General features: G+C 46.1%; 21 protein-coding genes. 1 reads left to right on the top strand and 20 read right to left on the bottom strand.

Annotation, left to right across the window (positions count from 1 at the left end):
* Positions 1 to 376: 376 nt before the first annotated feature.
* From AC1S8V_RS12285 to AC1S8V_RS12235, 11 genes are all read right to left on the bottom strand, one after another.
* Entirely contained in the window at positions 377 to 2005 is a 1629-nt protein-coding gene (locus tag AC1S8V_RS12285; RefSeq protein ID WP_482073810.1) for an S-layer homology domain-containing protein, read from the bottom strand.
* A 94-nt stretch (positions 2006 to 2099) separates the two neighbouring features.
* The gene (locus AC1S8V_RS12280) at positions 2100 to 2699 is read right to left on the bottom strand and encodes a nitroreductase family protein (protein WP_076330783.1); all 600 of its coding nucleotides are present in this window, start codon (positions 2697 to 2699) and stop codon (positions 2100 to 2102) included.
* Between the two features lie 149 nt (positions 2700 to 2848).
* Positions 2849 to 3103, bottom strand: coding sequence for a hypothetical protein (locus AC1S8V_RS12275; protein ID WP_482073809.1), 255 nt, complete (start codon positions 3101 to 3103; stop codon positions 2849 to 2851).
* A gap of 135 nt (positions 3104 to 3238) precedes the next feature.
* On the bottom strand, positions 3239 to 4084 hold the full coding sequence (locus AC1S8V_RS12270) for an AraC family transcriptional regulator (RefSeq protein ID WP_482074466.1): 846 nt from the start codon (positions 4082 to 4084) through the stop codon (positions 3239 to 3241).
* 80 nt (positions 4085 to 4164) lie between these two features.
* Complete coding sequence (locus AC1S8V_RS12265) at positions 4165 to 4713, bottom strand: glutathione peroxidase (RefSeq protein WP_482073808.1); 549 nt, start codon at positions 4711 to 4713, stop codon at positions 4165 to 4167.
* 187 nt (positions 4714 to 4900) lie between these two features.
* Entirely contained in the window at positions 4901 to 5797 is an 897-nt protein-coding gene (locus AC1S8V_RS12260; RefSeq protein WP_482073807.1) for a carbohydrate ABC transporter permease, read from the bottom strand.
* Between the two features lie 17 nt (positions 5798 to 5814).
* Entirely contained in the window at positions 5815 to 6696 is an 882-nt protein-coding gene (locus AC1S8V_RS12255; RefSeq protein ID WP_482073806.1) for a carbohydrate ABC transporter permease, read from the bottom strand.
* Positions 6697 to 6960: 264 nt separating this feature from the next.
* Positions 6961 to 8277, bottom strand: coding sequence for an ABC transporter substrate-binding protein (locus tag AC1S8V_RS12250; RefSeq protein WP_482073805.1), 1317 nt, complete (start codon positions 8275 to 8277; stop codon positions 6961 to 6963).
* Positions 8278 to 8449: 172 nt separating this feature from the next.
* Positions 8450 to 9301 carry a response regulator transcription factor gene (locus tag AC1S8V_RS12245; RefSeq protein WP_482073804.1) on the bottom strand — a complete coding sequence of 284 codons (852 nt, stop codon included), beginning with the start codon at positions 9299 to 9301 and terminating at the stop codon, positions 8450 to 8452.
* Between the two features lie 22 nt (positions 9302 to 9323).
* Positions 9324 to 11144 (bottom strand): sensor histidine kinase, encoded by a 1821-nt coding sequence (locus AC1S8V_RS12240; protein ID WP_482073803.1) that lies wholly within the window; start codon positions 11142 to 11144, stop codon positions 9324 to 9326.
* Positions 11145 to 11321: 177 nt separating this feature from the next.
* Positions 11322 to 12089 carry a helix-turn-helix domain-containing protein gene (locus AC1S8V_RS12235; protein WP_482073802.1) on the bottom strand — a complete coding sequence of 256 codons (768 nt, stop codon included), beginning with the start codon at positions 12087 to 12089 and terminating at the stop codon, positions 11322 to 11324.
* A 154-nt stretch (positions 12090 to 12243) separates the two neighbouring features.
* Here AC1S8V_RS12235 and AC1S8V_RS12230 point away from each other — a divergent pair, with 154 nt between their 5' ends.
* The gene (locus AC1S8V_RS12230; protein WP_482073801.1) at positions 12244 to 14508 is read left to right on the top strand and encodes an FAD-dependent oxidoreductase; all 2265 of its coding nucleotides are present in this window, start codon (positions 12244 to 12246) and stop codon (positions 14506 to 14508) included.
* A gap of 257 nt (positions 14509 to 14765) precedes the next feature.
* Here AC1S8V_RS12230 and AC1S8V_RS12225 read toward each other — a convergent pair whose 3' ends face one another.
* The 9 genes from AC1S8V_RS12225 to AC1S8V_RS12185 form a co-directional block, all read right to left on the bottom strand.
* Positions 14766 to 15188 carry a DUF1801 domain-containing protein gene (locus AC1S8V_RS12225; protein ID WP_482073800.1) on the bottom strand — a complete coding sequence of 141 codons (423 nt, stop codon included), beginning with the start codon at positions 15186 to 15188 and terminating at the stop codon, positions 14766 to 14768.
* A gap of 18 nt (positions 15189 to 15206) precedes the next feature.
* Entirely contained in the window at positions 15207 to 16001 is a 795-nt protein-coding gene (locus tag AC1S8V_RS12220) for a phosphotransferase (RefSeq protein ID WP_482073799.1), read from the bottom strand.
* Positions 16002 to 16018: 17 nt separating this feature from the next.
* Positions 16019 to 16294, bottom strand: a complete 276-nt coding sequence (locus tag AC1S8V_RS12215; protein ID WP_482073798.1) for a hypothetical protein — start codon at positions 16292 to 16294, stop codon at positions 16019 to 16021.
* Positions 16295 to 16464: 170 nt separating this feature from the next.
* The gene (locus tag AC1S8V_RS12210; RefSeq protein ID WP_482073797.1) at positions 16465 to 17004 is read right to left on the bottom strand and encodes a GNAT family N-acetyltransferase; all 540 of its coding nucleotides are present in this window, start codon (positions 17002 to 17004) and stop codon (positions 16465 to 16467) included.
* 204 nt (positions 17005 to 17208) lie between these two features.
* Positions 17209 to 18396: a glycoside hydrolase family 5 protein gene (locus AC1S8V_RS12205; protein ID WP_482073796.1), complete on the bottom strand. Its 1188-nt coding sequence runs from the start codon at positions 18394 to 18396 to the stop codon at positions 17209 to 17211.
* A gap of 207 nt (positions 18397 to 18603) precedes the next feature.
* Positions 18604 to 19020, bottom strand: coding sequence for a hypothetical protein (locus AC1S8V_RS12200; RefSeq protein ID WP_482073795.1), 417 nt, complete (start codon positions 19018 to 19020; stop codon positions 18604 to 18606).
* A gap of 26 nt (positions 19021 to 19046) precedes the next feature.
* Positions 19047 to 20075 (bottom strand): alpha/beta fold hydrolase, encoded by a 1029-nt coding sequence (locus tag AC1S8V_RS12195; protein WP_482073794.1) that lies wholly within the window; start codon positions 20073 to 20075, stop codon positions 19047 to 19049.
* 50 nt (positions 20076 to 20125) lie between these two features.
* Positions 20126 to 20761 (bottom strand): hypothetical protein, encoded by a 636-nt coding sequence (locus tag AC1S8V_RS12190; protein WP_482073793.1) that lies wholly within the window; start codon positions 20759 to 20761, stop codon positions 20126 to 20128.
* The gene (locus AC1S8V_RS12185) at positions 20758 to 21273 is read right to left on the bottom strand and encodes a GNAT family N-acetyltransferase (protein WP_482073792.1); all 516 of its coding nucleotides are present in this window, start codon (positions 21271 to 21273) and stop codon (positions 20758 to 20760) included. Before AC1S8V_RS12185 ends, AC1S8V_RS12190 begins: the two co-directional genes overlap by 4 nt.
* Between the last annotated feature and the right edge of the window lie 116 nt (positions 21274 to 21389).

Raw genomic sequence — 21389 nt, 5'->3', positions numbered from 1 at the left:
CTGAACTACATACATTGAACTAAAGAATATTTACACTGGTCACTCCGATGACAGAATAGCCTTCCGATCGCTGTTATCCCCAGATTTTTTTTAAATACCTTTTACAAAGGGTAAATCCGGGGATAAGCGTATGCTTTCGATGCAGCTTTCTTTCAGAAAGCTTTTAGGCGAACGCTTCGCTCCTTCAGGCTCTTTCTGTCCTCTCCGTTTCGTGTAAATGTTTAGCTCAATATATATATATTTTGTCCTTCTATACATTAAACCGTTCAGTCAAGCTTAAACGCGTCCTCGTCCTCCTTATCTTGTACCAAAATGAAAAGACCCAAACCATCCGCCTGAATCACGGTGAGTTTGGGCCTATAAGATTCATGATTGCTTAGAAGTTATAAGATTCAAATCGCGATGCATTTGAAATGGCGTTCCACACATCAACTGTTTCACCGCCCATATACCAATAAGCCAATCCAGCAATTTGCCGTTGCTCACTCATTAACACTTTGGCCGATAAAGAACGACTATCCTCTGCCCATATATATCTTGGTGTACCGTTACTGTTGTATCCAATAATATATTGAACCAGACTCGCATCCCAGCGTCTTACAGAGCCCGTGGCACCCGCACGCGTTCCCTGTTCTGCCAGTGTAATGTCCCAAGAACCAGTTGCCGGATTCACTGAAGACCAGTCTCGTGTATACAACGGAAGGGCCAAAATTGTTTTGGCAGGTACTACTTCAGAGAGCATGGTGTCCAAAGCCTTTTCCACCCATGGAAGAGATGCCACTGATCCCGCTTTTGGATCACCATTCCAGTGTTCTTCGTATCCCATCAGCACCATATAATCCGATACAGCACCCAGTTTGGCATAATCAAATGCATCCGTCCAATCTGTACCGAGGTCTGGTGATACATCCACAGACACAACTGCACCCAGTGCGTGCAACGTAGCCGTCAAGGAGGTGACAAACGCCGTTAACCCTTCACGATCCGCAGGATCGACATTCTCGAAGTCGACGTTAATGCCGTCCAGTTTATAGGTTTTGACATAGGCGGCTACCTGTGAGATCACTGCTGCTCGATTAACTGAACTTGATAACATCTGATGGGTCACGGCCGAGTCGGAGCGATTACCGAGTAATGGCCATAGCTGCCTGTCTGTGGCGGATGCCCAGGAAATCAATGCCGGGTCCGTGTGATCTGTTACTTTCATACTGCTGTTCAGGAAAAACCAGCGTGGGACGAGCGTATTCACTTCAGACTGTTCCACTTGCTTCTTGAATTCAGCTGTCGTGGAGTTATATTGCCAGCCCAGCTGAACGCCAAGTTCATCCCCACGTTGTAACTGCTCAGACCATGTCTTCTTTTGTAAAATGGCATCGAGCATGACGGCTGCTTCTTCTCGCGTTACCTGGTCATGCGGTCGGAACACGCCTCCGCTTCCCCGCATCAGTCCAAGTTGATATACCGTCTGCACATAAGGGCGTGCCCAGTCCGAGATATCCGCTGCGTCGAAATACGTTGAAGATAAGAGTGATGTCTCAACGGGTTGTTGTTTTAACATTCGAACAAGAAGGGCAGCCGCTTCTTCGCGCGTAATGGAAGCATTAGGCTGGAACGTTCCCTGACCCTTACCCTCCAGAATAAAAAGATTTGTCATGGCGGCAACGTTGCCGTAATACCAAGCATTCATGCTTATATCCTGATAGGGATTAATATTATTTTTAACGGGCTTCAAACCTAGCAATCTCACCGCAAACGTCGAAAATTCTGCACGAGTAACGGCTTTCTTTGGTTCAAACGTAGTCTCTGACGTACCGGCAGCAATACCTTTGTCCACCAGATGTGTAATGGCATCCTTCGCATAACTCGTACGAGTATCCTGAAACCCTTGCTGTACGGTTGCAGCTTGAACGGTATTGCTATATCCAGCCACCGATCCAAGTGATATCCCGCATAAAGCCATTTTCCATATGCGTTGGTTCGTTTTGTCTTTTAATCTATTATTCACATTAAAAAGCCTCGCTTCATTGGATTACGATCAACTATCATCGTATCAAATTGAAGCGAGGCCGTATGTGGTTAAATGTTGGGAAATGCGAAGCTTACTTGTGTACTTTTACGCGCTCTTCAATCGGTTGGAATTCTTTCTCACCCGGTGCTGCTGTTGGTTTACCAAATGGCATCTGAGCGATCAGTCTCCAGTTCTCAGGAATGTTCCATTCTTGCTTAACCTTCTCGTCAATCAACGGATTGTAGTGCTGCAAAGATGCACCCAGACCTTCTTGTTCCAGAGCAGTCCAGATTACCAGTTGCAACATGCCGTTGGATTGGTTAGCCCAGATCGGGAAGTTATCTGCATATGCTGCAAAATTCTGTTGAAGCTGTGCAATCACATTGTTGTCTTCGAAGAAGAGAACTGTACCATATCCGCTGCGGAATCCAGTCATTTTCTCTGCTGTGGATTTGAAGGCTTCTTCATTGCCTACCACTTCACGCAAAATTTCTTCTGTGTGATTCCACAATTTATCATGTTGCTCACCGAGCAATACAACAGCACGGGATGTTTGTGAGTTAAAGGAAGTTGGTGTGTATTTCACCGCTTCTTCTACGATTTCCTGGATTTTAGCATCCGAAATTGTAGATTCCTTGCTAATTCCGTAATAAGATCTTCTGTTTTTCAACGCATCAAAAAAAGTAGTCATTCTTATTCGCCTCCCAAAATTTTTTTTCATTTGCCAACACAGTAACTATAATATAGTAACATACATTAGTCAACAAACTAATTTATTTTCACTAAATATACATTCACTGAAAACACTTCAAACAAATTTGCTCAAAAAAGCAATTGGAATTATCCTTCGCTCGCCTTTTTGCGATAATCCGCCCGGTATTTTTCTTCCGTAGAAGAGTTACTCTTCGTCTGATCCTTATTCTTCTCTTCCTGTGCTTCCATGTTCAGGTCTTCCATCGGAATTGGATCTACAGTCTGTTCTTCTTCATGCATGTCAAGCAAACTTTTCTTCTCCGTTTGATACTGCTCGGGATTGTCACGGAAACGTTTCGTATGGTTATCGTTGTTATTCTGATCCGGTGTGCGCTCTTTCATTCATGATCGCCTCCTCTGATTTCATTACCCTTTCTTTACCTGTTCTGCCTATCTTCTAAACACGGTGATGTGCATTCATGAAAGAAAAACAAAAAAGCCAACCAGACAAGCTGGTCGGCTCCAAGAAGACTTCTATCACTGACGATGCAATTGGGTACGATACAGATCAGGCGAACATCCCACACTTTGTTTGAACATCCGACTAAAATGCGAAAGGCGTTTGAAACCGGACAATTGACTTGCTTCTGTCACGGTGATCTCTGGCTGAAACTGAAACAACAGCTTCGCCTGATTGATACGACGGTCATAGAGATATTTGAATATCGTCAAACCTGTCATTTCCTTGAACATGCCTGCTAGATATGGCTTGGACAGATGTAACTCCATCGCCAAATCATCTAGTCCAATGTCGTTCATATAGTGAATGTCTACATAACGGATGATATGCTGTACATGCCGTTCCTTGTCTGAAGAAGGACGATGTTCTTGGACATGACCCTGGCAGACCTCTGCTACGAAATACAACAGATCACACATCCGAATATTCAGGCGCTCCTGCCTGAAACTGCTCTGACGTTGAGACAGCTGATGAAGATCATACAAGAGCGCTTCGAATTCAGACCGGGTATCTCCCGTCAGATTGATCCGGCAATTCCTCAGTTCATCAAACGGCTTAAGTACCTCATCCATCCGGTCCGGATGGAGACTGCTGCGAATCGCAGACGGATCAAAATGCAGCGTGGTCCGCTCATAAGCCGTGCCAGGTTTCGGATGCGCCCGGTGAAGAGTCAAGCCATGCATCAGAACCAGATCACCCGGCTCTAGGTTGTAAACCCGATCTCCAATGATATAGCTACACTCTCCATTATGAAAATAATATATCTCATAGTGTGGGTGTGAATGAAATCCATCTGACTTTCCGGGATTATACGTGCTGGTCGAACGGTAGCTATACTCCAGTGGAGAACTAAATTGCATCATGCTTGGCACATTCATGCACCTCCTTTTCGGGAGAGAGAAACGATTCGTATGATATTCCTGTAGGATATATGAAAGTGAAATTATATAAGCTGCTTAATACTCTCTTGAATCTCATCGATGGAGTCTACAGGTTCGAAACGTCTGACCACATGACCCTCTCCATCAATCAGAAATTTCGTGAAATTCCATTTGATCGCATCGCCATGTAACCATTCTGGTGCTTTATCGGCCACCATTAATTTTAATAGTTTGGCCTGTACATCTGTCTCATCAAAGCCAGCAAAAGGCCCTGATCTTTTCAAAAAGTCGTAGAGCGGATGCGCCATTTCTCCATTCACATCCAGCTTGGAGAACATCGGAAATTTCACACCATAATTAATCTGACAGAAGGATTCCGCTTCCGAACTGCTTCCAGGCTCTTGCTCCGCAAACTGGTTACACGGGAAACCAATAATCTGCAGCCCTTGATCCTTGTACTGATCATATAGCTTCTGCATGTCATCGAACTGGTGCGTATATTTACATTTACTTGCAGTGTTTACGATGAGCACAGGCTTTCCTTCATATTGATAGAGCGGGAAACGCTCTCCACTGGTTCTGGTTACGGTAAAGTCATAGATGGTTGGCATAAGTCTAGTGCACCTCGCGATAGTTATGTAGTCATACAGAATCATATGATTTTATATTATATACGAAGTTAGCCCTATTGTATTGCGGAAGATAAGTTACTCTCCCTTTTAACAGAAAACCCTTCTGCCGCGAAAATCTCCTCGTTCAGCAAAAGGGTTATCGTATGGGATCGCAATTATAACAACTTCACCCCTTCACGGCACTTCCGGCCACTCCCTGGATAATATAGTGCTGTCCCACCAGGAAGACGATAATCATCGGAATAATGCCTGCCGTGGCAGCGGCCATCATGCCATTGTAGTCTACATTGTTCTCCAGAATAAAGTTCTGCAGTCCGAGCGGCACGGTGTACAGGTCTTTGTCGATCAGGAACACGAGCGCATTCTCATAATCATTCCAATGCCAGGAGAAATCGATGATTGCCAATGTAGCCAGCGCTGGCTTCGCCAAGGGCAGAATCAGCCTGAAGAATATACGCAGGTGACCCGCACCGTCGATGAACGCCGCTTCCGAAATCTCTGAAGGCACCGACAGGAAGAATTGTCGCAGCATAAACACGCCAAAGATTGTGAACATTCCAGGCAGGATCAAAGCCCAATGCGTATTATATATGCCAACCCATTCAAACATCAGAAACTTCGGTACAAAGAGTACCTGCGGCGGCACCATCATCATCGAGAGATAGATGAGGAACAGTGTCTCCCGACCTTTGAATTGAATCCGTGCGAAGCCGTAGGCTGCAAAAGCAGAGAGAAATACAGCTCCGATCGTGCTAATTAGCGATATTTTCAACGAGTTCAGATAATACGTCGCAAAGGTGTCTGCCCCGCTCCAGACCTTGATATGATGCTCCCAGTTCAGGCTGGAGGGTATCCACTGGATGGGATAGGTGAATACGTCCGCAGGAGATTTGAACGACGTGCTGATCATCCAGATGAACGGCATAATCATCAGCAGGGCAAAACCGGACATCAGAAGTGTCAGTATGATTCTCCGAATCTGGGTCAAGGACTCCATGCGGACTTTAACTTTAGGTGATTGCGGAGCTGTGGACTTCGCGTTCGCGGCAATTGGTTTCTCCATATCGATCCCTCCCCTCCTTAATAGTGAACCCAACGTTTCTGACCGAGCCACTGCAGAACAGTGAAGATCATGATGATGGCAAAGAGCGCCCAGCTAATGGCAGCAGCGTATCCCATCTCGTAATATCGGAAGGCATTCTGGTAGATAAAAAGCGACAGCACGGTTGTACTGTTTCCCGGCCCACCCTGAGTAATTGCCTGAATGATACCAAAGTTCTTGATGGTCATAATCAGCCCTGTGATCAGCAGCAAAAAGGTAGTTGGGCTCACAAGCGGCCAGATCACTTGGCGTATCGTCTGCCAGGGGCGGGCTCCATCAATCCGTGCAGCCTCAATCAATTCCTCCGGGATTTCCTGCAAAGCAGCCAGATAAATAATCATGTTGTAACCCAGCATGAACCAAATCCAGATGATATCAATCGCATACATGGACCATTCAGTTGTCGATAACCAGCCCGGTGGATTCGTTATACCGATTCCGCGCAAGAAAGCGTTAATCGGCCCCGACGTTGGCTGGAATAGCAGCATCCAGACAAAGGCGATGGCGACGCCGCTGGTGATATAGGGCATGAAATAAAGGGCACGCAGCGTTTTTTGCCAGTACACCGACTTGTTCAGCGCCACCGCGACGATAAAAGCCAACCCCATCGATACCGGAACCGCTAATAGAAATACAAATGTATTTCGCAGCGCCACGCCAAACAGATCATCATTCAACATTCGGCGGATATTGTCCAGCCCGACGAAATTCGTCTCCGGGCTCATGAATTTGTAATCGGTGAACATGAGATAGAACGAATAGACAGCCGGTATAATAAAAAACAACAGCACGCCAATCATATTGGGCCCAATAAACAGATACCCGAGCCTGCTCTGCCGTTTCATCCAGGATTTATGCATATGCTCCCCACTCCTTAACATCTGTTCTGGAATTAGCATAACAAGATGTCCTCTAACATTTAAGGAACATAACCCTGTACCTGATATCACAGATATATGTATTTCGGCAGTGCCTTTCGGGAGGGAAACAACATGGAATTGTTCTATTTCCTTTAACCCGGAAAGCCCTAGCTAATGCCATACATCTAATACTCTATTGTTCTATTACATATATAGAAAAAACCGCCCCATCGGGACGGCCTTTGGACTCATTGCTTTTGCTTTCTATTGATTCTGCTTCAGCCAGTCATTATGACGTTTGACCATGTTCTGTACCGTAACTTCGGCAGTCTGGTTACCAAGGAAGAACTTTTCATACTCCTGTGCACGCAGATCGACCACTTCCTGTGCAATGCTGCGGACAAACGTAGGTGTCTCGTCACCGTACAACACAAATTCCAGAGACTCCTTGTCATAGGAATCGGCATAATCACCCAGCAGATGATCAATGGCTGTCTGCTGATCGACCGCATTCGAGGAAGGCAAACGTCCACCCGCAGCCATCGGCATCATTCCTCCATCGGCGTACCATTTCAGGAACTCCCATGCTGCTTCTTTATTTTTCGACTTGGAATTGATAGCAATAAAGTCACCCAGTCCTCCGCTCTTCACCATATCCGCTTCCTGTGCAGCCAGTCTCGGTACAGGGGCAAAGGCGATTCTCCAATCCCGCGGGAACTCGGTCATGTTGTTCGATGTGCGGATCAGCCATTCGCCAATGTTGATCATGGCAGACTCACCGCCAAGAAACATGTTCTCCACCGGCATTTTGGAAGTCAGCTGCTCGCCAAGTGGCGGAGTAGTTGCATCCTCCTTCATCATTCCGTTCAACGTCTCCAGCCATTTGGTAACGAGCGGATCATCGAGATTGGAAGTACCGTCTGCCTTAACATAGCCGTTCTTCACCAGAACGGAATCGAGCGGGTCTACATAGGAAGCGGTATGCTGCACCAGACCGTACTTGAAGCCAGCCGTCTTCAGTTTGAGTGCATACTCACGGGCTTCGTCCCAAGTCCAGGCTGTCGGTACGCTCAGTGCCGCTTGATCAAGCGCTTTCATATTTAAGGCGAAGAAGGCAGCGTTTTTCTTGGTCGGCATTCCGTAATATTTGCCGTCTACTTTCCAGGAAGCCGCATCTTCACCCATTTTCTCATCAATGTTGTAGTCGGTGAACTCGCCCAGATCCAGTGCTGTCCCGCCCTTGATGCGTTTATCGAGATTCGTGAGGGTATAATTGACATACAGGTCAACGTTTTGCCCGGTGGACAGCGCCGTATCCAGCTTCAGGTTGCCATCATCGTCATTCACAAACCTTACATATTCCACCTGAATATCAGGATGCTCCGCATTCCAGGTATCCACCACTTCCTGTGGACCATTCTCGGGCGGCACCGCGCCCCACATGGTGAGCTTCACTTTCCCCCCTGCCGCTCCACCTCCGTTATCTCCATCGTTCGTCTCATTTTTACCTACACAGCCGGCAAGCAATCCCAGCATTAGCACGCCTACGATCAATCCCGTTAATCCTCTTTTGGCTCTCATCTGGTCACATGACCTCCCTGAATTGAAGTGAATGTACCTTCCGTTACATCGTAGCAGGGACCTTCCTGGGTTCATAAGATACATATCCATGATTCGGATTGAACAAAAATACGGATTTACTTGTGCTTGCCTGTTCACTCGGTACACATATTCCTTCTACTTAACCTGTGAGTCACGAGCGGTGGCGATACTGGCTGGGCGTGCAACCGGTCCAACGCTTGAATATTTTGATGAAATAATTATCGCTTCCGAACCCTACCCGGTAACCAATCTCCTGTACAGGAAGATCCGTCTCACGCAAGTATTCAGCCGCTTTCTCCATACGTACCCCATGCAAGTAGTGAATCAGGGTATGCCCGGTTTTCTTTTTAAACAAAGCACTCACATAATTCTCGCCCATCATCACATATCGTGACATGGATTTGACGGTAATGTCCTGATCGTAATGCTGCCCGATGTACTCGATAATTTTGCTAATCTCCGGGTGCTTCACAACCGGATCACGAACAGGTGTGAACGGAAGATCAGTCTCAGACGGCGGCGCAGAAGAGAGCGTAAGAGATGTAGGCGAAGCAGGCGTTGATGTGATTAGCGGAGGTGGAGATGGCACTTCATGATGGTCTGCCTCCGTTCGGACTTCCGCCGAAGCACCAAGTTCCGCACTTACTTTACGAAGTGTATCACGCAGTGAATTCACACTCATCGACAGCTTCAGAATATAATTCGAAGCCCCGTATTCCATCGCACGACGTACATATTCGAACTCCCCCATACAGGTGAGCATGACAAACTTGGTTTTCAACCCGGCTTCGCGTGTCTGTTTGAGTAATTCGAGACCATCCATACCCGGCATGACAATATCAGTCAGCACCAGATCCGGTGTATCCTGTATAATCATCGCCAGCGCTTCGGTCCCATTACCGGATTCTCCGATGACCGTGAAGCCCAGCTCCTCCCAGGAAATAATCTCTCGCACCGACTCACGTACAAATACCTCATCCTCAACAAGCAATACCTTCCACATTCCAGATTCCCCTCTCCATCGTCTAGTCAGACCGCTTCTGTACGTAAGGCGTCGACAATAAAAAAGGAATGCTGAACCTCACTAATGTCCCCGGCTTGGTATCAATGACTTCAAGTTCACTTTGGCCTTTGAACAATAACCGCAATCGTTCCCTGAGGTTGGACAGACCAATCCCAGGACGCGTGCGGGTCATCTGCTGACGCCGGGATTCCTCCATTCCAATTCCGTTGTCTGCCACCTCCAGCATCAGCTTTCCTGTGTCTTGCCTGTAAATTCCGATGCGGATCTGACCAAGCTGCTCCAGTGGCCCGACACCATGGTGAATGGCATTCTCCACCAGTGGCTGCAAGCTCAGCTTAGGCACCAACGCATATTCCAGCTTATCGTCAAATTCACAAGTCACCTCGAAGCTATCGCGGTAACGAATCCGCTGGATATGAAGGTAGGCTTGAACCAACTCGATCTCATCCTTCAGGTATACCAATTCGACCTGTGAATTCAGGCTGACCTCCAGTAATTTGCCCAAGGAAACACACATCTCGGAGATCTCCTCATTCCCGCTGCGTATCGCACTCCATTTCATTGTATTCAACGTATTCAGGAGAAAGTGCGGATTCATCTGAGCCAGGAGCATATGAAAATGTACCGCTTCCTTCTGTCGTTCCTCCGTCTTGAGTCTGGCAATCATCTGATTGGCATCATCCAGCATCGTATTAAATGTACGGGTCAGTTCCAGCACTTCGCCACGGCTGTGGCCCTCAGGAATACGAATCTTGAGGTTTTTGCGGACGACCTCCTTCATCTGTTTCTGTAGATGCGACAAAGGGCGCGTGAACGTTGCGGAGATCATAAAAGCCATCAGTACAAATGCTCCTGTGAACCCAAAAAAGGTCAGAAAATAACGCTGTTTCAGTTCAGATATCTCTGTAAAGAGAATCGAGAGCGGAATCCGATTCACCATATACCAGTCCAGTGATTCAATGTACACGTAGTTAATCAGCGTATCCGAAGCTGGATCGGTTAGATAAGCCTCTGCCGGATGGAGAGCTATTTCAGCCGTAACCTCAGGGGAGAGGGCGGCAGTTTTGGATGAACGGGCAATGGTCTCTCCACTACCCGTAATAAGATAATACTCCTGGTTACTCTGCGAGTCCTTCAGCATGGTCTGGAACCAGTAGGAGTAATCAATGCTAATTCGCGCCAGCCCGTATCGTTTGCCGCCGCTATCTTTCATGTAAGCATACAGCGACAAGAGGTACGGGCTGGAGGATAGCTCCCGCAGCACATGGTTAGTATCTCGGGCATCCCAGCGATAAAAAAGTTCTTCCGGCTGAGACGGGTGTGAATCCGCACCACCTTTTGAAATAGTGATTTCCCCAAGACGCTCGCGGAATTGCTCCAGATAGGGGCCGTACGCCAGTGCTTTCTTTGGCAAATACGAAGTGTAAACGCTATCATGAAAATCCAGCAAGGTAAAGTACACGGAGGGATTATATAGGAAGAAGCTGTTGTTGATCATCTTGAACTTTTCTTCCACCAGCGACTTGTTCTCAAGCGGCGTACGATTGTCCGGGGAGGTTAGCACACTTCTTACCGCAGAATCCTGTTCCAGAAAAATGAGTGTTTTGAAGGCGATGCTCATCTGGTCCTCCAGAGAGCGGTACATCTGTACCAGCTGCTCATGACTCTGCTCACTGATTTTCTGCTCGACCAGCGATTCAATCTGCTGATAATTGTAGACATTCAATGCACTGAACGGCAAGAGAATCAACACCACAAACGCTCCGAACAGACGGTACCTGAGCCGCTGTGGCAACCAACTCTTCCAGTGTGTCCTTTTCATTCCTTTGTGCTCGCTCCCCTACAATTAATGACCCCATTATAACACCTGCCTGCCATTTACAGCCGGGGGCGAATGATTTGCATGGATTTGTGATATCCGTTGCCTGCATCCATGTGAAATGCACAGATATGTTCTATTGGTGAAAGAAGAAATGGATGGATGGATGGGACCCTTTTCTCATACTTGATGTCGTCTCCGGTATTCCGAGGGGCTGATCCCCACCGTGGACGAGAATACGCGGCTCAGATAAAATCCGTTCTCATACCCACATCTCTCCGCAATCTGCGTTAGGGTTAAACGGCTATCCGCCAGCAAAGCTTTTGCCTTTTTGAGACGAATCGCTTTCAGATAATCGGATGGTGTTTCTTGAAAGGCCTCCCGGAACCTTCGGGTGAACTGGACTGGACTCAACGCCAGATGTTCAGCCAACGTTCGGAGACTAACTGCCTCTCTAGCCCACTCCTCCAACAACACTGCCGCTTCAGCCATAAGAGCATCCTCCGTGAACTTCGTTTCCATTAGCCTGCTCTGTCTGCGCTCCCATTGATACAGTTGCCACAAGTCCATCATCAAATGGGTTTTCCACCCTGCCGAAGCCTCATCATTGTCCTCGCTCATCTGTCGCAGATAAGCATACGTTGAAGTTAGCCGCTTCGTATCATTAATCAGGGATTTTCCGATTGGCGGCAGAAGGTCCTCCTCCTCTGCGGAGTTACAACTGAACTGCATATAATGAAATGTCAGCGGGGTTACCGTCTCTCTGCGAAAAGGAACGTGGGGTGGACACAACACCAGATCAGCGAAACCCGCCTCTCCAGTCTGCCCTCCAATTTCATACCGAAATATCCCTTCTTCAACGGCAAAAACCACCCAAGCGTCGTAGATATCTTCTGTCAGAGCAAATGCAGCTTTCTTCTTCCAGTAGATGTGGTTAAGAAGGTCCATGACACACCTGCCTTTGTTGTGAAATAAAGTATATGCTCGATGATAATATAGTGTATTTGAAAAGTAAATATATAGAACTAATATGAAATTATAGATATGAAATACGAAAAATATGAGCTTAGGCTCATCCATATTCAATGAGAGAGGTGTTCATATGAAGCACGAACTCGTTAAACCAAATATCACCGTCATCGGGGGCGGGCTAGCCGGTGTATGCGCGGCTATATCTGCGGCACGACTGGGCCAACAGGTCGCGCTGGTGCAGAATCGCCCCGTACTCGGCGGCAATTCCAGCAGTGAAGTACGCGTATGGGTCTGTGGTGCTACCGCCCACGGGATTAACCGCTATGCCCGCGAGACTGGCATCATGGGAGAACTGTTTGTAGAGAATCAATATCGTAATCCAGAGGGTAATCCCTATATCTGGGACTTAATCATTCTCGAAGCCGTTCGAGCCGAACCCAACATCCGTCTGTATCTGAATACCGATGTCCATGAAGTCGAGGCCACTGGGGATGGAGAGGAACGCATGATCACCTCTGTTACCGGGTGGATGATGGGATCTGAGCGCAAAATCCGATTCGAAAGCAAGATCTATCTGGACTGTACGGGCGATGGACTGGTTGGCTTTCTGGCTGGTGCCAAGTTTGTGCTCGGTCGGGAAGCCCGCAGCGAATATGGTGAAGAATGGGCGCCGGAGGTGGCCGATCAGATTACGCTCGGCAGTACACTCCTCTTTTATACCAAGGATACTGGTGCACCCGTCCGTTATATTCCGCCTTCTTTTGCCAAGGATATTACACAGACCAGCATTCCGATTCGCCGGGTCATTCGCAGCGGGGATTCCGGTTGTCATTATTGGTGGATTGAATGGGGCGGTGAACATGACACCGTTCATGACAATGAGCTGATCCGTGATGAACTGTGGTCCGTGATCTACGGGATCTGGGACTATATCAAGAACTCCGGCAAGTTTGATGCAGACCATATGACGCTGGAGTGGATTGGTTCTCTGCCTGGCAAAAGGGAGTACCGCCGCTTCACGGGTGACTATGTGCTCACCCAGAACGATATTATTAGCCAGCGGGAGTTCACGGATGCCGTTGCTTTTGGCGGCTGGTCCATTGACCTGCATCCCCCGCAGGGCATGTACGCCGAAGCGAGCGGCTCGAAGCATATGCATGCCGATGGCGTATATCACGTGCCGTTCCGCTCGTTGTATTCCGCGAATGTGCGGAATATGCTCATGGCCGGACGCGACATCAGCGCATCACATGTCGCCTTCGGCACAACGCGCGTCATGGCAACATGCGCGGTCATCGGCGAAGCCGCGGGTACGGGCGCGGCGCTCTGCGCGGCCATGGGGGTGTCGCCGCGCGAGCTGCACGCGAGGCATCTGGCGGTGCTGCAGCAGACGTTGCTGCGGCAGGACGCTTCCATCATCGGGGTGCGCAGCCACGATGAGCTGGATCTGGCCCGGTGTGCCAAGGCTACAGCCTCCAGCACGCTGACGGGCATCGCTCTTGAGCAGCTTGGCGAGACGTACCCCCTGGATACGGATGTTGCCCTGCTGCTGCCTGTGCATCCAGTGCTCAGCGGCCTGGAGCTGCTGCTGGATGCATCCAGCGATACCGCGCTGACGGTAGAGCTGTGGGATACGGGGCGTAAGGAGAACTACGTCCCGCATTCGTTACAAGTTACGGCGACTGTTAACGTTACAACAGGAACTGCGCAGTGGGTGAAGCTTCCGCTCGAATGGCGACCGGAAGAACCACAGAATGCTTTTATTATCATCCGCGCCAATAAAGCCGTGTCGCTCTACCATTCCAAGGAAGCACACAGCGGGGTGCTGATCTTCTTCAAAACAGAAGAAAACCACGTGTCCAAAAATCTGGAGGACCACGCCACAGATCAGCCTGTCGTCTTATGGTCCATGCAAGGGTTGGCACGTCAGCCATTCTGCTGTCGTACCCTCTCTGAGACCACAGCCTATTCAGCGGACAACACGATCAACGGTTATCATCGCCCTTTCGGTGGGCCGCAGCAGTGGATGTCCCAGCCGATGCAGTCTGGCAAGCCGGAATGGGTGCAACTGACATGGGAAGAGCCACAAACCTTGGCTGAACTGCACTTGACGTTCAATGATGATGTGAACGAGGATCTGGTTAATTTGCATCACCATCACACAACATTCCGCGTCATGCCTGAACTTGTGCGTGATTATCGGGTGGAGGTATTGAGTCGGTCTGGGGAATGGATCGAGATTGTATGTGTAACGGAAAACCGTAGAAGAAAAGTCATTCATTCTCTGGATACACCTGTGTACGCGCAGGCGCTTAGGGTGAGCATTGATGCCACTAATGGCAGCAGGTACGCGGAGTTGATCGAGATTCGGGCTTATGGGGAAGGTACACGGTAAGAGGAATCTTAGCGTATCCTTTTTTGATAGCTGATCCTGGCACTGGTCAACATATACAATAGATGTTTTCAGTACGGATCACACAGGTTATATGCAAATAAGTCTCTGCTCATGGATGAGATCTGAAAATTCAAAAACAGGTTGTCTTAACCTGTAAGACAGCCTGTTTGAACAATAATCACATATGTGATGGCGGAGAGAGACGCGGTCTCTTTTCTCAAGTTATTCGGTGTGTGCAGATAGCTTGTCGAGTTATTCTATTGATCCGGATAGGTTTCTTTTAAAAACCGAATAGACTGCACAATTAACGCTTTCAACACATCCACCTGAATGTCTGCTACCTTGTTGATGTATACACATGCTTTGCCTGCCGTATGTTTTCCAAAGTCCTTTAATAGATCCTCTCGCTCACTATCCCCTGTGGCAAAATACAAACTGATCTTCGCCTTTCGTGGTGAGAACCCCACTAGTGGTGCATCCCCTTCGTGACCCGATTCATATTTGTAATGATATGCACCGAATCCGATAATACTCGGTCCCCACATCTTCGCTTCATAACCTGACGTCTCCGTGAAGATATCCAATAATTGATAAGCGTCTTCACGTTTCTTTGGAAGCTCAACCTGTTCAATAAATTCAATGACACTTTGGTCTGTTATGGTTGTTTTTGGTTTGTACACTGAAGTATCACTCCCTATTTAAGTCCAGTCATCGAAATGGTTTTCAAGAAATATAAGCTCTTTCTCATAGTGGGCCAGATGACCCTCTTCGACCATCTTCATAAAAGCGACATCTCCATCAGCCGCACGATCAGTCAGTGTTTTACACATAAAACGGATACGGGATATGACCCTTTCCTTCAAATCTGTTGGAACACTCAGCCCGTACGTAGCCATGAATAAGGCAATCCGTTCTTTTCGAACAGATCCATGCGCCTGGCTAGCGTATGGCATTACACCCTTTCCGTCCACCTTTGGTGAGAAATCTGCGAGTGGAACGGATGTATACAAGGAATAGGCGATATCCCACATTCGCGGACCCGGACCCGCCATATCAAAATCAATAATTCCTTGAGGACGGCCGTCCCTGTATACCACATTATACGGCGCAAAATCGTTATGACATACAACTTCATCTTCAGTTACGCCTGGATATCTATTCGTCGCTTCTGATGTGGTTATAAATCCTACGGTCGCATCATGGTAACTTCTCAACAGTTTAGCAACACCCCTTAAAGATTCGTCTGACCACATATACTCTTCTATCTCAGGATAGTCATTGCCCGGAACGATTCCTTCAAGATAAGAAAGTACTTCTCTCCCCTGTTCATCTATTCCGAGAAATCGAGGAGCGTGGCTATAACTAACTTTTTCGAGATGTAAAAGCAGTTCATGCACATATGGATTGGGTTTGGCATACCGGCGAACCGTCTCGCCTATCCTGACAACCTGATTCACATTACCTCCTGTCAACGCTTCCTCCTGTTCGGACACTCTGATCCCTCCTAAAGCTAAACTTCTTTGGTATGAGCGTGATTACGATTTTTCTTATAACTCCCTGGAAATCCTGCGACCAATAGTATAAACCCAACCAAGAACATGAAGTATACAAGTAACCCTGTAGGAATATCATTCGTCTGAGCAAACGGGGGTACGTTGGTCCCACCTGAAGCATATCCTGCTTCTACTATAGCGGTAGATACTCTTATAGCAATTCTCTCCATCGTCGAAATAAACACACTACCAAGCATGAGGACTACACCCAAGATCTTGTTGATATTATTCATTTCATGCCTCCTTCATTCTCCGTCCACTTATTTTATAAAGTTGTCTACTTAAAGTCTTTCGATTCTCTATTCCATATTCCTGCATTTTAAATCAACGGGCCTGTTCTAGTATCATCATAACAAATAGCGTCGTCATCACTGACGGCGCTGTTGTCTGCTCTCACAATATGTTACGTAGCCACTTCATGGTGCAGATCCATACTATTTTCGAAAAAGGCTGACCGTTCTACATGATACAGATCATAGATCTGCTCCTTGGCATTGATCAACTGGTATACATCGGGATAGACATCATTAGCTAATTTCACATAAGACAGTTTTTCTACCGCTTTTCTGGATCGAATATTTTGCTTGCGTATCTTCATAAATACCGTCTCAATCGCATGTTCCAGAAACAATTCAACAAAAAAGGCTGATTTCGCTTTTTGGCTATACCCATTCCCAAAAAACGGTGATCCAATCCATGTGGCTAAGAATCCTCTTTGATACTCGATGTGATATAGATCAATCGTACCAATCGGCTGGCCTGTTTCATTCAAAATCGTTCGGGAAATCACCGTTTTTTGTTCTTCTTCAGCCATCAATTGTTTGGTCAGGAATAGATATTCCTCATACGATTGGCATGCATAACGAACGTAGGGAAAAACTGCGGGGTCTATCATTAAGCTGTACAGTGAGTGGCATTCCTGCAAATCACGTTTTTTTAACATTCTGTCTACCACCTAGTCCTTTTAGTCCGCTATATCAAGCAAATTAAGTATATAAAAGGTATTGTGGTATTTAATGAATTCTGTATATGGCTTATGTAAAATGCATTGGCAAATGTTGTTCATCTCATCTCCAGATAGCACAAAAAAACGACGTGTCCCTTTTGCGGGAACACGCCGTTTGCACGAATCGAGATAGACAGTCAATTATTGCATACCTTGCATGATTGCATTAATGATGTTTTGCTGCGTCACGGTATTGTTCGAACGGTTAAATAATGCGAATCCATGTTGACCGTTATGTCCGTTATCCCAATAAACAGGAACCATTTTGTATTTCTTCGCTTTTGCTGTAACTGCTTTGGCGTAAGCCGCGCGATATACATTGTTGGTTGAGTCGTACGACGTTTTATCGATCGAACCAAATTCACCAATTACCACAGGATAGCCTTGAGTCACAAATTTATCGTACATGGACTTGAACTGTGATTCCAGGTAATCCTCTTGTCCCCAAGTAGACTTTTTGGCAGGATTCGTTGCTGTTGCACCCCACTGCGTGATATTACCGTTTTCCTCACCTGCAAAATCCCACGGAGAGTAATAGTGTGCCGAGATCATGATTCTCTTCTGCGAACTAGGAATTGCCGAGGATCGGAAATTATCCGTCGGGAGCACGAAGCCATAATTACCAACGGTGAAGTCAATATTGGTATTCCAGCCTGGAACCAGCAACCATCTGGCATTATTGTTGCCCCCAGTCTGACGAACCGTATCCACGAAAATTTGATTGTAGGCATTCAGGTTGGCGTAATAAGCCGAGTTCGGATTGCCATAGTTGCCATCGAATACTTCGTTCATGGATTCGAAAATAAGACGGTCATTATAGTTGCTAAACTTGGTGGCAATCTGCTGCCACACCTTTTTATACTTTTCCTTAATGGCAGTCTGATTGCCACCATTCACGAGCAGCCATCCACCTTGGACTGAATTGTAACCATCGCCATGAATATTGATAATGACATACAGGCCTTCATTGTACGCATAATCCACCACTTGCTGAATTCGATTCAGCCATGCTGTATTGATTGTATAATTGGGAGCGCTTCCAATGTTATTCAAATAGGAAACGGGAATACGAATGGACTTGAAGCCTGCTGCTTTCACCTTTTTGATCAACTCTGGAGTCACCGTAGGATTGCCCCATGCAGTTTCATTCGGTGTGCCGTTCACCGCTGCTTCCAGCTGATTGCCCAGATTCCATCCTGCACCCATCTCAGCCACAATTTGTGAAGCGTCTGCTGCAGACGCTTTAGCGCTCCATCCGGTAAAAGCCACCGCAGCCAGTAATACAAATGCCAAGCTGCTGACGGCAAATTTCTTCCATTTTTTGAACATAACCATACCTCCGCTTATCCTGTTATTTTTTAACAAGCAGTGCAGTTAATCTATCGATACAGATTGAATGATTCGAGAATCCATGCCTCCCTTCCTATCGATCAAACAAATGAAATTTTCGTCTGCCACCAACATAATAACACATTTATGGAAAATAAAGCGATATCTTTTGTGTTTTTTCTGACCATTTACTACAAAATAATCCATCTATCCGTTTAAGTGGATTGCTTGGATTTGTTCTCTATCAAAATCAACAATCATAATGTGATCTTGCAGGATATTGTCTCCGCAAGCAATTGTTGCTCCGTAATCCGCTATACTATTAAATGTTATATCCACACGATAGACTTCAATCTCATTAAACCAATTCTGATGTACCTTTTCATGAAGTTCATTCTCATAATATTCTCGAAATACAGTCTCACAAGTTGAAAACCATATAACGTAGGATTCTATATCATTAGCAATCGAATCTAGTTGGATATCTGTGGACACATAAAATCGGACATCGTTTAAATCTTCATTCTGTACGTAATGTTTAAATATTTGAACTGCATTTTGCAGAATGTAGCACCGGTAACGCTCATCACTCTCTTCTTCAAGCTCAATGAATGGACTTAACAATATGATCTTGCTCCTCTCAAGGCATCTTAGAATAACTCTTGTAACCAATCAGCGAATTTTTCTTTCTCCTCAAACTGTGGGTAATGCGCCGACTCGTTGAATACAATGAAGTCTTTGATCGGTGCATCCAATACGTCAAAATAATCACGTGCTGCATTCGCAGTGGTCATATAATCATATTTACCTGTTACAAAATAGGTAGGAATCTCCAGATGATCAACAATATCAGGTAAATTTTGATCAAATGCTTCCCTCAGTAAGATGTCTTGTGAACTGAACATCCCTGAATAAAAGCGAATCATATCCAGCCCATTGTATTCGGGATTAAAAAGGAATCCTGAAAAATAATCTCTATTCTCATGGATGAGCCTGGCTGCACCACCGTACTTTTGCAACAAAATTCTAGGCGTAAGTTCCTTTCCTTGCTCGATCGAGCTGCGAATTAGCTCCAGTTTTTTAACGTCCTCTGCATTACCGGCTTGTTTCGCTTGCTCGTACGTGTACTCCAAACTTTCCAGTTCGCTCTGAAGTGTATTAGCCATCTGTCCAATGCCTATATAAGCGTGAAACTGAGTGGGTGCTTTAGCCGCAGCTTTCATCCCGATGTATGTACCAAATGAATGACCGATTAATATAACCTTCTCTTGACCTAACTCCTTAGATACGTAATCCCTTAACGCTAACAAATCATCTACTAATACATCTGTTGTCAGATTCGAGTAATCCTCAAAAAAGTGATAGGACTTCCCACTCCCACGTTGATCGTAATGCACCACCGTGAAGTGTTGCTCAAGCTCTTTCTGATACTTCCTTACGTATGGAATCTCCGAGCATCCCGGCCCACCATGCACAAAAATCAGGATAGGGTTAGTCCGATCAACACCCCTGATCATGACTTCATGTCCTGTACCGTTAATTTCGACCTGCTCTAACATGCTGATGCTGTTTTCACCTTTAATTTTCGGTGTCCATGTGGGAAATATCAGTGCTACTATAACTATTAAAATAATACTGAATATGCTGTACTTGAGTTTTTTACGTATTTTTTTGCGCATGTAATGCTCCTTAAATATAAGTTTCATTTGTAATTCTACCAACGGTTCCTTTATCGTAACGGATACAACAATTCAACGGGTTCTATCATCAGCTCTTCTTGGAAGATGTAATTGTGATCGGCTCCTACGATACAGAGGATTCGTTTTTCTGGATGAGCTTCAATTGTATTTTTGACTCTTTGAACCATAATCTGATTACGGACCACCCAGCGAAAGTTCTGTGCCTTCGCGTTTACCTGATGCAACCATTCATATTTTTGTCTGGTTACACGATCGAACTCCTTTGAATTAAAAGGAATCTCGCCAAACTGATACGTCTCCATTTGCTCTGCAAACCAATGATCATCCCGTTGTTCAAGTTCTTTGCGTTCCACGCCCGAATAACCGTTGAATGGATCAAAAGTATTCCACACATCCAATTCAAACCAATCAATAGGGACAAATGGGATGTTATGCTCCTCGCATAAAGGGAAGACCAATTCCCAATACTCACTGGCTGGTTCTCCCCAGTATCCTCTATCATGTCTGTCCTTCAGATACCTCAACCAACTCTGTGGATGAACTTCACCACAAATGAGATCTGGTTTAAACTCAGTAATCACATCCTCGTAAAGGGAAAGGGAACAATGATATCGCTCCCTGAGTTCTGGATTATGAATTGTGCCAAGTATCCCAACCGTTGTCATGTGCCCAGCTCCTTTATCAAGTGTATATCTTTCGGCTCTTTGTCATAAAGTTCTTGATCAAACTCGCTTGCAATCTGACTGCCCTGACTTCTATAAAAGGATACTGCTGATCTCGTCTCTGTAGAGGAGATATACAGATACTGTGCACCACGTTTCTTAGCCTCTTCACCTAACTCGTTTAGAATACGTTTTCCAACGCCTTGTCTTCTGTACCCGCGTGAGACATACATCAAGTCAACTTGTAATTGATTTCGTTCTTTTCCTCTATATTGATGTGCCAACACTCCAAATCCGATTAATTGATCGTCAGCAAACGCGCCATATGCCATGCCACCTTGTTCTAATTCGTACACATATCGATTTTGAATCTCCTTCAAAAGCTTTTCATCCCAGTTTGAGCACTCATGATTTTGTTCAAGCTCAACCAATCGGTTCTCTCTCATTTCATAGATGAGATCAATATGTTCCGAGCGATCTATTTCCTGCAGCTGGTTCACATCATCAAGGGTCAACGTTCTATACGTTATCATGATCGTTGCCATCTCTCCTTACTCTAAACAACTATTCTTTCAATATATAATTGTTAAACCACTGAAGTGGTAACAAGCTATCATCAGATATAATCGTT

It is taken from the genome of Paenibacillus sp. B46(2026) (genome assembly GCF_056786355.1).
This window is presented reverse-complemented; position numbering and strand designations above follow the sequence as displayed.